The organism is Streptomyces bluensis (assembly GCF_014650715.1).
Taxonomy (GTDB): domain Bacteria; phylum Actinomycetota; class Actinomycetes; order Streptomycetales; family Streptomycetaceae; genus Streptomyces; species Streptomyces bluensis.
The window spans coordinates 228,157-241,992 of record NZ_BMVM01000003.1; the positions used below are offsets into that span (position 1 = coordinate 228,157).

At 71.3% G+C, this 13,836-nt stretch carries 14 protein-coding genes; 10 read left to right on the plus strand and 4 right to left on the minus strand.

Features of this window, described 5'->3' with window-relative positions; translation table 11 throughout:
* Positions 1-41: 41 nt before the first annotated feature.
* The gene (locus IE262_RS10995; RefSeq protein ID WP_189873181.1) at positions 42-3,248 is read left to right on the plus strand and encodes a tetratricopeptide repeat protein; all 3,207 of its coding nucleotides are present in this window, start codon (positions 42-44) and stop codon (positions 3,246-3,248) included.
* 61 nt (positions 3,249-3,309) lie between these two features.
* Here IE262_RS10995 and IE262_RS11000 read toward each other — a convergent pair whose 3' ends face one another.
* Both IE262_RS11000 and mca read right to left on the minus strand, forming a co-directional pair.
* Positions 3,310-3,582: a hypothetical protein gene (locus tag IE262_RS11000; protein WP_189873183.1), complete on the minus strand. Its 273-nt coding sequence runs from the start codon at positions 3,580-3,582 to the stop codon at positions 3,310-3,312.
* A gap of 1 nt (position 3,583) precedes the next feature.
* Complete coding sequence (gene mca, locus IE262_RS11005; RefSeq protein ID WP_166681544.1) at positions 3,584-4,444, minus strand: mycothiol conjugate amidase Mca; 861 nt, start codon at positions 4,442-4,444, stop codon at positions 3,584-3,586.
* 201 nt (positions 4,445-4,645) lie between these two features.
* Here mca and IE262_RS11010 point away from each other — a divergent pair, with 201 nt between their 5' ends.
* Positions 4,646-5,044, plus strand: a complete 399-nt coding sequence (locus tag IE262_RS11010) for a DUF4307 domain-containing protein (RefSeq protein ID WP_189873185.1) — start codon at positions 4,646-4,648, stop codon at positions 5,042-5,044.
* Positions 5,045-5,209: 165 nt separating this feature from the next.
* Positions 5,210-5,707 carry a transcription elongation factor GreA gene (gene greA, locus IE262_RS11015; RefSeq protein ID WP_134029171.1) on the plus strand — a complete coding sequence of 166 codons (498 nt, stop codon included), beginning with the start codon at positions 5,210-5,212 and terminating at the stop codon, positions 5,705-5,707.
* A 108-nt stretch (positions 5,708-5,815) separates the two neighbouring features.
* Here greA and ilvA read toward each other — a convergent pair whose 3' ends face one another.
* A complete protein-coding gene (ilvA, locus tag IE262_RS11020) occupies positions 5,816-7,045 on the minus strand; it encodes a threonine ammonia-lyase (RefSeq protein WP_189873187.1) in 1,230 nt (409 codons plus the stop codon).
* A 164-nt stretch (positions 7,046-7,209) separates the two neighbouring features.
* Between ilvA and IE262_RS11025 the strand changes: the two genes are divergently transcribed.
* From IE262_RS11025 to IE262_RS11035, 3 genes are all read left to right on the plus strand, one after another.
* Positions 7,210-7,716, plus strand: coding sequence for a MarR family winged helix-turn-helix transcriptional regulator (locus IE262_RS11025; protein ID WP_189873570.1), 507 nt, complete (start codon positions 7,210-7,212; stop codon positions 7,714-7,716).
* Between the two features lie 99 nt (positions 7,717-7,815).
* On the plus strand, positions 7,816-8,328 hold the full coding sequence (locus IE262_RS11030; protein WP_134029167.1) for a sigma factor-like helix-turn-helix DNA-binding protein: 513 nt from the start codon (positions 7,816-7,818) through the stop codon (positions 8,326-8,328).
* The gene (locus IE262_RS11035) at positions 8,325-8,573 is read left to right on the plus strand and encodes a hypothetical protein (RefSeq protein ID WP_189873189.1); all 249 of its coding nucleotides are present in this window, start codon (positions 8,325-8,327) and stop codon (positions 8,571-8,573) included. Before IE262_RS11030 ends, IE262_RS11035 begins: the two co-directional genes overlap by 4 nt.
* A 21-nt stretch (positions 8,574-8,594) precedes the next feature.
* Here IE262_RS11035 and IE262_RS11040 read toward each other — a convergent pair whose 3' ends face one another.
* A complete protein-coding gene (locus IE262_RS11040; RefSeq protein ID WP_189873191.1) occupies positions 8,595-9,749 on the minus strand; it encodes a cystathionine gamma-synthase in 1,155 nt (384 codons plus the stop codon).
* Positions 9,750-9,942: 193 nt separating this feature from the next.
* Here IE262_RS11040 and IE262_RS11045 point away from each other — a divergent pair, with 193 nt between their 5' ends.
* The 4 genes from IE262_RS11045 (at position 9,943) to IE262_RS11060 (ending at position 13,832) form a co-directional block, all read left to right on the plus strand.
* Complete coding sequence (locus IE262_RS11045; protein WP_189873193.1) at positions 9,943-11,061, plus strand: hypothetical protein; 1,119 nt, start codon at positions 9,943-9,945, stop codon at positions 11,059-11,061.
* A 189-nt stretch (positions 11,062-11,250) separates the two neighbouring features.
* A complete protein-coding gene (gene msrA / locus IE262_RS11050; RefSeq protein WP_189873195.1) occupies positions 11,251-11,967 on the plus strand; it encodes a peptide-methionine (S)-S-oxide reductase MsrA in 717 nt (238 codons plus the stop codon).
* A gap of 85 nt (positions 11,968-12,052) precedes the next feature.
* A complete protein-coding gene (locus IE262_RS11055) occupies positions 12,053-13,156 on the plus strand; it encodes a hypothetical protein (protein WP_189873197.1) in 1,104 nt (367 codons plus the stop codon).
* A gap of 82 nt (positions 13,157-13,238) precedes the next feature.
* Positions 13,239-13,832 (plus strand): DUF4291 domain-containing protein, encoded by a 594-nt coding sequence (locus IE262_RS11060; protein WP_189873199.1) that lies wholly within the window; start codon positions 13,239-13,241, stop codon positions 13,830-13,832.
* Positions 13,833-13,836 lie beyond the last annotated feature (4 nt).

Sequence of the window (13,836 nt, forward strand, 5' to 3'; positions counted from 1 at the left end):
TTGACCGCGAAAGCCGTTGCTGTGAGCGAGGGGGACGTGTCATGCGGGACGGCCATCGGGTGGAGGCCGAGCGACTGCTGGCGAGGGCCGTGGAGGAGGAGGTCCGGCGGTCGGGCGGCCGTACGGACGGCGGCGTACTGCTCACGCGGGCGCGCGCCGCGCTCGACGCCATGGCTCAGGCGGCCGCGGAGGAGTACGAGGCCTACACCCGTGCCCTCGACGAGGCGGAGGCCGGTCAGGTCACCTTCGCGCAGCGGTACGCGAAGGAGGGCGCCGGGACCCCCCTGATGGTCGCGGGCGTGGCCGCGGTCGCGGCGGTCGTCGCCGACCTGGCGCTCGGCACGGGCGCCGGCACCGCCGTCGGCGCCGGCGTCACGGTGGGCGTCGTCGGCGCGGCAGCCACCGTCCTGAAGGTGACCGCCGCCCACGTCCCGGCCGCGCACCACCGTGCCGGGGCGCTGGGCCAGCCCGGCGGCCCCGAACAGCTGCGGCTCCAGTGGCTGACCGCCCTGGAGGTGCGCGGTATCCGCCCGTTCCTGGATCAGCAGCGCGTCCTGAGCGCGAGCACGGGCACCGGCGCGATGAGGGGCGGGCCCCAGCTGCGCGGTGCCGACAAGAGCGCGGCGGCGCGCAGGAGAAGAGTGCTGGAGCAGTCGTTCGGCCAACTTCCCGACGCGGACGGCCCGTTCGCGGGACGGCGTACGGAGCTGGCCCGGGTCCGGCAGTGGGTGCAGGCCGCGCGGGCCAGTACCGAGACCCGTTCGACCGTGGTGGTGCTGCACGGCGCCCCCGGTTCGGGCCGTACGACGCTCGCCGTGCGCGCGGCCCACGACCTGAAGGACCAGTTCCGCGGCGCCTGCGTGGTGGACCTGCGCGGTGACGGCGCGGGAGAGCCGCCGCTGTCCACCCGGGAGGCGCTGCTGCATCTGCTGAACCGTCTCGGCGCGCCCCGTGAACAACTCCTCTTCCGGGAGCGTTCCTCCCCCGACCAGCAGGTGAAGCGGCTGAGCGAGCTGTACCACCAGCATGTGACGGGCCTGCCGGTCACGATCATCCTGGACGACGCCTCGGACCCCGAGCAGGTCCGCACCCTCGTCCCCGACCGCTCCGACAGCCTCGTCCTGGTCACCGCCCGCGCCCCTCTGGATCTGCCCGCCGACCTTCCCGCCCGGGTGCACCAGCTCCCGGTCGAGGCCCTCGACGAGGCGGGCGCGGAGGAACTGCTGGGCGCGGCGGCCGAGGACAGGTCGGCGCCGTACGACGCGCAGTCCTGCGAGCGCATACGGGAGCTGTGCGGCGGCCTCCCGCTGGCGCTGCGCGTCGCGGGCTCGTCCCTCGGCACGCGCACGCCCCCGCAGCTGGCCTCGGACCTGGGCGCGTACGGCCCGGTGGAGCCCGTCGAGCGTGCCCTCTGGCTGCGGTACACCGATCTGCCGGACCCGGCGCGGCGGCTGCTGCGGCGCCTGGCCCTGGCGGGACGGGCGTCGCTGGGCGCCGCCGCGGCGGCGTCGCTGCTGGCCACGGGCGAGGCGGAGGCCACCCGGCATCTGACCGTACTCGCCCGCGCGGGCCTGATAGACCATGTACGGGGAGACCGGTACCGCCTCCACGACCTGGTCCGTGTCTTCGCGCAGGCCCGCCTGCTGGACGAGGAGGAGCCGGCGGAGCGGACGGCGGCCCATGAGCGCCTGATCGTCACGTACGCGGAGCTCGCCGACTCGGTGCTCCGTCTGGTCGACGGCAAGATGTCGACCCGCTCGGACCGTTTCGGTCCGCACGGCTTCACCTCGCTCGACGAGGCGCTGCGCTGGCTGGACGACGAGTCCAGCTTCATCACGGCCGCGCTCAGGCACACGGAGGGCGTGAACCAGGCCGCCGTCCTGAACCTGCTGGGCGCCCTGTGCGACTACTGCCTGCTGCGCGGCGACCTGTACCGCCTGGGGGAGATCAGCGAGCTGGCCCGCGCGGTCGACCAGGGTCTGCTGGTCCGCTCGGTCCAGTGGCGTACGGGCATCGCGGCCCGCCAGCTCGGCGAGCTGGACCAGGCCCGCACCACCCTGTCCTCCGTCGTCGACCTCTACATGGAGGCGCACCACGACGCGGGCGCGGCCCGCGCCCTGTGCTCCCTCGGCATCACGCTGCACCACCAGGGCAACCTGACCGAGGCGGCGGCGAAGCTCCGGGAGGCCCTGGACCTCCAGGCGGCGCCGGAGCTGTCGGTGGACCGGGCCTGGACGATGCACGCGCTGGGGGCGGTGGAGCGGGACCGGGCGAGGCCGGCGGAGGCCCTGGATCTCCTCACCCGGTCCCTGGTGCTGCACGGCGAGGGCGAGTCCGTGCACGGCCAGGCGTGGGCACACTTCCAGCTCGGCCAGCTGAAGCTGCGGATGGGTGACGTGCCGGGCGCGGAGGCGGATCTGCGCACGGCCCTGGATCTGTACGGCCGCACCCGCGACGCCCGCGGTGAGGCGTGGGCCATGACCCAGCTCGCCCGTGCCCGCCTGGTGGCCGGCGACGCGTCCGCCGCGGTCGACGGCCTGCGTCAGGCGGCGGCCCGCCATCAGGACAACGAGGACGCCCGGGGTGTGGCCTGGTCGATGTACTACCTGGGCCAGGCCCTGGAGGAGACGGGCAACCTGAATCAGGCGGTACGGGAGCTGGAGCGGTCGCGGACGATGTTCTCGCGCATGCGGGACGTGTACGGGCTCGCCTGCGCCCGCCATCACTCGGCCCGTGTGACCCGCGACCAGCGGGCCGTACAGACGGGCTCGCTGCGCAATTCGGGTTTCGCCCGTCAGCTCCTGGTCGACGCCCGCGCCGACTTCCAGCGCATCGGCGTGGCCCACGGCGAGGCGTGGACCTGCCTGGAGCTGGCGGTGGTCGACGCCGGCAACGCCCGCACACAGCAGGCCCTGTCCCTGTGCGACGACGCGGTGTCGCTCTTCGCCTCGTACGGTGATCTCCGGGGCGAGGACTGGGCCAGGTTCCTGAGGTGCACGCTGCTGCCGTACGCGGCGCCGGGCGGCGTCGAGATCGGCACCGCGGTCGCCCAGGAGGAACTGAACCAGCTGTCCCGCGCCACGCACCCGCTGCGTGACAGCAAGCTCGACGGGTACGTGGACGCGTACCAGCTGCTTCTGGAGCGCGGGGTCGACCTGGACGCCGGGTGGCGGGCCTGGACCCTGGGGATGGTGCCGGACCGGCACGCCCGCGAGGTCATGGGGGTGCCGGTCGCGGCCCGGACGTGACGGCTGCCTCCGGGCCCTGGCCCGGCCTGTGACCGGCCGGGCCAGGGCCCGGAGGCCGAGCTCAGCCCTGCTGCGCCTTGGGCGTGCCCGAGGCCTGGCCCGCGCCCTTGCCCGCGGCCTCGGCGGCCGCCTTGCCGGAGGCGCCGGACCGGTCGTCCGGCGCCTCCTCGAAGTCGACCTTCCTCATGTGCTTGCTCATGGACTTCATCAGGCCCCACACCGCCAGGGCCATCACCGCGAACACGATGAAGCCGAGGACGCCGGGGGTGACCTTGTCCTCGTCCAGCTCCTTGGCGAGGGGGACGAGGTGTGTCAGTGCCAGGCTTGCGCTCATGTCAGGCATTGTCGCGGATGCCCGCGAAGAGGTCGTCCTCGGGGAGGGAGGTATCCACGAGTGACTTCGCCAGCTCGTACTCCTCCGTCGGCCAGACCTCCTTCTGGAGCTCCATGGGCACCCGGAACCAGCCGCCGTCGGGGTCGATCTGGGTGGCGTGTGCGATCAGCGCCTTGTCGCGGATCTCGAAGAAGTCGGCGCAGGGGACGTGGGTGGTGAGCGTGCGCTCGGTGCGCTCGATCTCGTTCCACCGCTTGAGCCAGTCCCCGTAGGGCGACTCCAGGCCGCGCTCCAGCAGCGCCTGGTGCAGCGCCTCGGTGCGCGGGCGGTTGAAGCCCTGGTTGTAGTAGAGCTTCTGCGGCTGGTAGGCGGGGCCGAACTCGCCCTCCGGGTACTTCTCGGTGTCGGCCGCCCCCTCGAACGCCACCATGGAGATCTTGTGGGTCATGATGTGGTCGGGGTGCGGGTACCCGCCGTTCTCGTCGTACGTCGTGATCACCTGCGGGCGGAACGAGCGGATCTGCCTCACCAGCTCGCCGGCCGCCTTGTCGACGTCCTCCAGGGCGAAGCAGCCCTCGGGCAGCGGCGGCAGCGGGTCGCCCTCGGGCAGCCCCGAGTCGACGAAGCCGAGCCACTCCTGCTTGACGCCGAGGATCTCGCGCGCCTCGTCCATCTCCTTCTTGCGTACCTCGTGGATGTGTTCCTCGATGTAGGTGTCGCCCTGGAGCTTCGGGTTGAGGATGGAGCCGCGCTCCCCGCCCGTGCAGGTCACCACCAGCACGTCCACCCCCTCGGACACGTACTTCGCCATGGTGGCCGCACCCTTGCTCGACTCGTCGTCGGGGTGCGCGTGCACGGCCATCAGTCGCAGCTGGTCAGTCAAGACTCATTCCCTCGTAAGTCGGCGCCCGCTCTGAACTCGGTGACTGTGTGACTCGCCCCGGCGTGACCCCGGGTGTCGGGCGACTTCTATAGTGACCGAATCGGGGGACGAAAAATTCCGGGGCCGGTCCCCGGGTCCCTTCCAGGACCTCGGTCCGGGCCCCTTTCCGAGAGGACGATCATGAGCACGGCGAGCACGCAGCTGCCCGAGGGCCGGTACGGCCGCTCCGCGGACGAGCGCGCCGACCGCAAGCTCAAGATCATCGGGGCGGTGCTGGGCGCCGGTCTGCTCGTCCTCATGGGCTGGTTCGCGTACCACTATGTCGTCGGCAACAAGATCAGCGCCGAGCTGATCGCCTTCAGGACCTCGGCCGACGAGGTCCAGGTGCACCTGGAGGTGCGCAAGGACGCGGGCGCGAGCGGCTACTGCACCGTGCGCTCCCAGGCCGAGGACGGCGCCGAGGTCGGCCGGGCGGACTTCCGCTTCGACGGGGACGCCACCCGTATCGACAAGGTCGTCACGCTCCGTACCACGACGCGTGGCACCACGGCCGAACTGCTCGGCTGCCACGCCGACTGAGCCGCCGACGTCTACGGCGCTGACCTGCGGTGACGTAAATCTGGTGGCTTATGTCCTCCCCCTTTCGTCGTTGAATTGTTAGGCTCGTGGTTTCGCCCACTCTTGAAGGAACATTCTTCTGGGTAGGGCGATGCTTTGTATTCCCAGCACCTACGAGGAGCACCTGTGACCCAGACCAGCGAGAACGTCACCTGGCTGACCCAGGAGGCGTACAACAAGCTCAAGGACGAGCTTGAGTACCTTACTGGTCCTGCGCGCACGGAGATCGCCGCCAAGATCGCGGCCGCGCGCGAGGAGGGGGACCTGCGCGAAAACGGCGGGTACCACGCGGCCAAGGAAGAGCAGGGCAAGCAGGAGCTCCGTGTGCGCCAGCTCACCCAGCTTCTGGAGACCGCCAAGGTCGGCGAGGCCCCGGCGGCGGACGGTGCGGTGGCACCGGGCATGGTCGTGACCATCGCCTTCGACGGTGACGAGGACGACACGCTGACGTTCCTGCTCGCCTCCCGCGAGTACGCGAGCTCCGACATCGAGACCTACTCGCCGCAGTCCCCGCTGGGCTCGGGCGTGATCGGCAAGAAGGTCGGCGACGACGCCGAGTACGAGCTGCCGAACGGCAAGCTGGCCTCGGTGAAGATCCTCAAGGCCGAGCCCTACCAGGGCTGACCGCACGGACCGGTTTCCGGCGAGCCCCCGATGCCCACGGCTTGAGCGCGGCACCGGGGGCTTCGTCATGCCCGGCGCGGACCGCCGTCAGTCCCTGGCGGACCGCCGTCAGTCCATGACCGTGTAGCCCGCCTCGCGCAGTGCCCGGCCGACCTCGGCGCAGTGCTCCGGGCCCTTCGTCTCCAGGTGCAGCTCGACCTCCGCCTCCGTGAGCCCGAGCCGTGGATCGGTCCGTACGTGACCCACGTCGAGGACGTTGGCGTCGACGTGGGACAACACCCCCAGGAGCGTCGCGAGGGCGCCGGGCCGGTCCGTCAGGCGCAGCCGGACGGCCAGATAGCGGCCCTGCGCGGCCATGCCGTGGCGCAGCACGCGCTCCATCAGCACCGGGTCGACGTTGCCGCCGGACAGCACCGCGACCACCGGCCCCTCGAACGCCCCCGGCTCGCTCAGCAGCGCCGCGACGGGGCTGGCCCCCGCCGGCTCGACGACCAGCTTGGCCCGCTCCAGGCAGAGCAGCAGCGCGGTCGACAGCGCGTCCTCGGAGACCGTACGGACCTCGTCCACCAGCTCGCGGATGATGCCGAACGGCACGTCACCCGGCAGCCCGACCTTGATCCCGTCCGCCATGGTCGCCGGGTTCTCGATCGCCACCGGGCGCCCGGCCGCCAGCGAGGGCGGGTACGCGGCCGCTGCCTCCGCCTGCACGCCCACGATCCGTACGTCCGGGCGCAGTGCCTTCACGGCGGCCGCGATGCCCGCGGCCAGCCCGCCCCCGCCGATCCCCACGACGATCGTGCGCACTTCCGGGCACTGCTCCAGGATCTCCAGGCCCACCGTGCCCTGGCCCGCGATGATGTCGGCGTGGTCGAAGGGGTGGATGAACACCGCGCCCGTCCGCGCCGCGTACTCCTGGGCGGCGGCCAGCGTCTCGTCGACGACCATGCCGTGCAGCCGCACGTCGGCGCCGTACTCGCGCGTCGCGCTGATCTTCGGCAGGGGCGCGCCCTTCGGCATGAAGACGGTGGCGTGGACTCCGAGAAGCGCGGAAGCCAGGGCGACGCCCTGCGCGTGGTTGCCCGCGCTCGCCGCGACGACACCGGCCGCGCGCTCCTCGGGCAGCAGCCCGGCGATGCGCACGTACGCGCCGCGCAGCTTGAACGAACCGGTCCGCTGGAGGTTCTCGCACTTGAAGTGCACCGGCGCGCCGACCAGCTGCGACAGATGCCTGCTGCCCTCCATCGCGGTGACCCGCGCGACGCCCGTGAGCATCTTCTGGGCCCCCCGCACGTCGTCGAGGGTCACTCGCGCCAGGGAGTCGGCCGTGCTGTAGCTCATGCCCACCAGTCTCGCAGTTCACAGCCGCACGACGCGGGAGTGACCAAGGGGCGAAACTGGTTTGCACAGGCCCCGTACGACGTGCCTGTCCGCCGCGTACTCTTTCCCCAACCCAGCCACCCTCGCAATGAAGTGAGCCCCCGGCCATGCCCACAACACCTGACATGTCGATGAACATGACGACCGTCGGTGACACCGGTCTTCTCGACGCGATGCAGCATGAGGTCGCGGTGTTCGCGCGCCGTGCCGAACAGACCCGGCTCGGCGGTGTCGGACAGGTGCGCAACTCCATGGACCGCGCCGCGTACCTGCTGCTCAACCGCCTCGACAAGGAGGGCCCGATGGGCGTCAAGGCGCTCGCCGCGAGCATGGGGATCGACTCGTCGACGGTGACCCGTCAGGTGGCGCCGCTCGTCGACACCGGACTCGTCAAGCGCACCTCGCACCCGGAGGACGGGCGCGCGGTGGTGCTCCAGCTCTCCCCGCGCGGGCTGTCCCGCCTGGAGGAAGTCCGGTCGTCGAGGCGCCGGCTGATGGCGGAGCTGACCCATGACTGGGCGCCGGAGGAGCGCGAGGCGTTCTGCGACCTCCTCACCCGCTTCAACACGGCCCTCTCCGCCCGCATGGCCGTCACGGGCGTCGGGGTGGGGGATTCGTCGCCCGCTTCCTGAGCGACGCCCGTCGCGTTCATGCTCTTGACCGCGGGGCTGCCCCCGGCTGATATGAGACGGGGCCGGTTTTCCGGCAGGGTGCCCTCAGCGGGAGGCGCGGTGCGAGATCGGCAGGCGTCCCAAGGCGCCCGCCGTGCCCGGGAGTTTGAGGCGTTCGTCGCGGGCGCGGCTGGGCGGCTCCTCCATGCGGCGACGCTGCTCACGGCGGAACCGCCGACCGGCAACCCCCGCGCGCGGCGCCTGCTGACCCTGGCCCTCGCCCACACGTACGCGTCCTGGGACCGGCTGCGCGGCGAGGACCCGTACGACCGGACCCGCCAGCAGCTGGCCGTGCGCTTCGCGCGCGGTGCGTGGCACCGGTACGGCCGGTTGCGCCAGTACGGCCGGTCCCGTGCCGTCCCGGTGGGGGTTCTGGCAGGGCTGAGCGCTCAGGAACGGCTGATCGTCGTCCTCAGGCTGTACGAGGGAGTCGCCGAGGAGCAGACGGCGGCGCTGCTGGGGCTGCCCGTCGAACGCGTGCGCACGATCTGCGCCCGTGCCATGGCGACGCTGCTCCATCCGCCGCGCAGGCCCGCGCCGACGGCGGTGGAGGCGGAGGTGGCGCCGTCATGAGCCTGCGCGAGCGGGAGGCGGCCGTGCGGCGGATGCTGGAGCGGACGCCGCCGCCGGTGCCGCCCGAGCTGTACGGGGACGCGCTGCGGCGCGGTGCGCGCATGCTGCGCCGCAGGACCGCGGCCCGCCGCCTCATGTGGTTGGTGCTGCTGGCCGCGGTGGTCGCGTTCGTCGTGTGGGCCTCGATGACGCGCCCCTGGGTGGAGCCGCCGTCGGACACGACTCCACCGCTGACCGGCTGGTGACCGCAGACCGGCGGGTGATGGCTAGCCGAGGGCCTGCTGCAGGTCCTCCAGGAGGTCGTCGACGTTCTCGATACCCACGGAGAGGCGTACGAGATCGGCGGGCACCTCAAGCGCCGAGCCGGCCGCGGACGCGTGCGTCATGCGCCCCGGGTGCTCGATCAGGGACTCGACGCCGCCCAGGGACTCGCCGAGCGTGAACACCTTGGCGCGGTCGCAGACCGCGACGGCGGCCTCCTCGCCGCCCGCCACCTGGAACGACACCATGCCGCCGAACGCCTTCATCTGCTTGGCGGCGACCTCGTGCCCCGGGTGCTCCGGGAGGCCCGGGTACAGCACGCGCGTCACGCTCGGGTGCCGGCTGAGCATGTCGGCGACCCTGGTGGCGTTGTCGCTGTGCCGGTCCATGCGCACGGCGAGCGTCTTCGTCCCGCGCAGCACCAGCCAGGAGTCGAAGGGCCCGGCGACCGCGCCCATCGCGTTCTGGTGGTACGCCAGCTCCTCGCCCAGCCCCTGGTCGCTGACGACGAGCGCGCCGCCGACCACGTCGGAATGGCCGCCCATGTACTTGGTCAGCGAGTGCACGACGACGTCCGCGCCGAGCGCGAGCGGCTGCTGGAGGTAGGGGGTGGCGAAGGTGTTGTCGACGACCAGCTTGGCACCGGCCTCCCGGGCGACCTGGGCGACGGCTGCGATGTCGGTGATGCCGAGGAGCGGGTTGGAGGGGGTCTCCACCCAGACGACCTTGGTCTTCGGGGTGAGGGCGGCCCGTACGGCGGCGGGATCGCTGGTGTCGGCGACCGACCATTCCACCCCCCACCGCGAGACGACCTTCGCGAACAGGCGGAACGTGCCGCCGTACGCGTCGTTCGGGATGACCACGTGGTCGCCGGGGCTGAGGAGCGTACGCAACAGGCAGTCCTCGGCGGCCAGCCCGGACGCGAACGCGAGACCGCGGCGGCCGCCCTCCAGGGCGGCGAGGTTCTCCTCCAGCGCGGTCCGGGTGGGGTTCGCGCTTCGGCTGTACTCGTAGCCGCCGCGCAGGCCGCCCACGCCGTCCTGCTTGTAGGTCGAGACCTGGTAGATCGGCGGGACGACCGCGCCGGTGAGGGGATCCGCGGTGTTGCCCGCGTGGATCGCGAGAGTCTCGAAGTGCTGACTGATGTGCCTGTCGCTCATGGGCACCGAGCGTAGTGTGCCCGGCGGGTGGACGCGGCGGACGACGCCCGGCGCCGGGTCCGGGTCCGGGTCCGGGTCCGGGTCCGGGTCACAGGAACCAGGGGACCAGGGGACCACGGGAACGAACCACGGGAACGAAGTCGTGACCCGGCCTGGTTGGCCAATTGTCAGAGCCGTCTGGTTCGCTTGAGCCATGGAGATTCTCTGGGTCCTGATCGCCCTGGTCATGATGAGCTTCGTCATCGGTCCGATGGTGATGCGCAGGCGTGCCGGAATCCAGCAGGTGGCGCCCGGCGACCCGGACGCCGCGGACCCGGCGAACTACGGCTTCGTCCAGCAGGAGGAGCTGGACATCCGCATGCCCGGCCCCGACCAGGACCTGCTGGACGTCCTGGACGTGGTGCAGGGCACGCAGAACTACCGTGCCGCGTCGCAGCTGCTCGCGGGCACCGAGGCGGAGGGCGAGCGGCGGTGGCAGCGGGTGCAGGCCTTCGCGGGCGCCGCCGCGCTGGAGCTGCAGCAGCGTCCGGGCGGGGTGAGTGATGCCCCGGGCGGGCAGTGGCTGCGTGTGTGGCGGGCCGAGGCGCCGAAGGACGCGGGCGGGGCGGCGGTGCACGCGGAGTTCCTGGTGCAGCAGGCCTGGCGGACGTCGACACCGGGCACGGACGACTTCCGGATCATCATGGAGGAGGCGAAGGCGGCCTGCGGCGATGCCGCGCTGCTGGCTCCGGGTGACCCGATCCCGTACATCATCGAGCTGTCTGTGGCACGCGGACTCGCCTATTCCCAGCCGGAGTTCGAGAAGCTCTGGCTGAAGATCCTGGACCGTGCGCCGACGCACATGGGCGCGCATCTGGCGGCGTTGCACTACTGGTGCGAGAAGTGGCACGGCTCGCGGGAGCTGGCGTACGCGTTCGCGGAGTCGGCCGCGGCCCGGGCGCCCCAGGGCTCGCTCCTCGCGGCCATGCCCCTGTTCGCGGTCTTCGAGCACCTGCCCGAGGTGAACCTGGTCAGCGGCTTCTACCAGAGCGAGGTCGTGACGAAGGCGATCCACGGCGCCCTGTTCGCGGTCCACGCGGCCCGCCCGGACGACCCGATGCTGGCCCATGTCCGCCACCTCCTGGTGTGGTTCCTGGTCCGCAGCGAGCGCTGGGCCGAGGCGATGAGCCAGCTCGTCCACGTCGACGGCCATGTGGGCGCCCTGCCGTGGACCCTCACGGCGGACCCGGCCGCGGACTACGCGATATTCCGGGCACTGGCGGTGGCGGGCTACGAGGCGAACGGCGGCAGCCCGGCGACGCTGCGGGCCTGACAGCGGGCCGGTGGCCGCCGGGCGACCCGCCGGAGGCCACCGGGCACCCCCGGCACCTGGCCGGGCAGCGCCTCCCGGAATGCCCGACCGCGCTCCTACGTTGATCCAGGTGACCCCGGAGCCGTATGCGCCGCCACGCCACGCAGCGCGCCCCGGAAACCGCCTCGGAACCCACCCCGCGGAGACCACATGTTCTCGTACAGCCGTACACCCCAGCTGCCGACCCCCGAGCAGGCTCTCCCCGGCCGCCCGGAGCCGGCCTTCACGGTGCCCGAGCGCCACACCGTCCTCGGCAACCCGCTGCTGGGTCCCTACCCCGAGGGCCTGGAGATCGCCGACTTCGCCCTGGGCTGCTTCTGGGGTGCCGAGCGGAAGTTCTGGCAGCTCCCGGCCGGCGTGTGGACGACACTGGTCGGCTACCAGGGCGGCCACACCGAGAACCCCACGTACGAGGAGGTCTGCTCGGGCCTGACGGGCCACACGGAGGTCGTGCGCGTGGTCTACGACCCGTCCGTCATCTCGTACAGCCGCCTCCTCCAGGTCTTCTGGGAGTCCCACGACCCCACCCAGGGCTTCCGCCAGGGCAACGACGTCGGCACGCAGTACCGCTCCGCCGTCCACACCCACACCCCCGCCCAGGCCGCGACCGCCGAGGCCTCCCGCGAGGCCTACCAGAAGGTCCTCACCGCCTCCGGCTACGGCACGATCACCACGGAGATCCTCCCGGCCGAGGGCCGCGACTTCTTCCCCGCGGAGGGCTACCACCAGCAGTACCTGGACAAGAATCCGGCGGGGTACTGCGGGCTGGGCGGCACGGGCGTCAAGCTGGACGCCCCCTTCGAGACGAACTGGGGGGCGTCCTGCCCGACGGGTGTCGCTCCCGCACCGGAAGCCACGGAGCGGTAGCCCGCACCGTTCGCGCCGGCCCTCAACAGGTAACGGATGAGGCACGACGACTCGCCACAGCAGCAAGATCCTTAATGTCTCTGGCATGGACGGAATCGATGTTGCGAACGGAGTGGTGGGCGCCCTGCTCGGCATGGTCTGCGCCGTGCTGTTCCAACAGCCGTTGCAGGACGCCTGGTACCGGCTGCGCAAGCGCTCCACGACCGCGATTCGCATCATGCGACGGCAGGAGGAATCGGGGCCCGCCTGGCAGACGTTCTCGCTCGGGCCGCTGCGGACTTCCGCGTTGATCGTCGAAGGCGACGGGTCGTCTCCGGTGTCTGCGGACGCCATCACCGTCCAGGTGCTCGACGAAGAGGTGGTTCTGCCACGGGACATGGCCGACTGGCGGGACGAAATCGCCGAAGAGGCCGAGCGATTGCAGGCGGAGGGACGCACGCCCCTGTGGAACGGTCCGCGCTACGCCGTCGAGTCCTTCGACATCTCCCGTAGCCCTCTCGACGAGAAGCCCGAGATCCACCTGAGGCTGCGCCCTACCGACTACTACACGTTCCTTGCCGCTCAGCAACTGGACCGCAGGCTCTCCGACGGCACCACGCCCCGGTCCCGCTATCTGAATCCCGATGACCCACTGGCGGCTCCGTCCTTTCTCCAGTGCAGTTTCGCCGTCAACGTCGCCGTGGTGACCGCCGACGACATGCTCGTCGTGAGCCAACGGAGCAACCGGGTACGCATGGCACCAGGCGTCTGGAACTCCTCCGTCAACGAGGGTCTTTCGAGGCACATCGATTCCTCGGGGAGGAGCGCACCGGACCTGCACGCGGTGGCCCGACGCGGGATGCGGGAGGAACTGTCCCTGGAGCCCCACGAATACTCTCTCGATCTCCTGGCGTTCGTCCTGGACATAGACAAGCGCCACTGGAGTGGTCACTTCTACGCCAGGCTGAAGGACGTCTCAAGCGCGGGTCTTCAAGAGCGCATGAGCCGGGGTGTCGCCGATCGCTGGGAACACCACACCCTCGACTACGTTCCCTTCCGGCCGACAACGGTGGTCAAGTACATGGTGCGGACCAACCGCATCCACCGCTGGGCACCATTGGCGCCGTCCCTCTTCCATCTCTCCCTCGTGCACGTATACGGCCGTACGCTTGTCGAGCGCGTGGAGGCACAGGTCCTGCGCCGCCTGTGAGAGCTGCGATGCATGAGCCGCACCGGGCTAGCAGTCGAAAATCGATGGTCCATGGGAGTCGTTCGGCCCCACCCTGTACGCCATGGAAGAACCACAACGCAGGATCCGCGCGCTCCACACGGAGTCCACGATCACCGTCTACCAGGCGTACGCGCCGGAGATCGGCATACCTGCGGTTGGCAGGGGCCGTTTCCCCGCCGCGTGGAAGCGGGACCGCATGACATGGATCAAGCCGTCGTTCCTGTGGATGATGTACCGCTGTGGCTGGGGCGCGAAGGCGGGGCAGGAGACCGTCCTCGCTGTGGAGATCCGTCGCGACGGCTTCGAGTGGGCGCTGCGCCACGCGTGTCTGTCGAGCTACGCCCGAGCGATACATCCCGACCGAGCCGCCTGGCAGCGGCAGTTGAAGCGTGCGCCCACTCGCGTCCAGTGGGACCCCGAACGGGACCTGCACCTGGAGCCCCTGCCGTACCGGTCCCTGCAACTCGGTCTCTCCGGTGAGGCCGCACGACGCTACGCGGACGAGTGGACGGTCGCCATCCGCGACGTGACCCCACTCGCCCACGAGATCCACGCCCTCGTCAGCGGTGGCGACTTGGACTCCGCCGCCCGGCTCCTGCCCCGGGAACGCCCCTATCCCGTTGGAGACGAACTCCTTGCCCACCTGCGGGGATGACGGG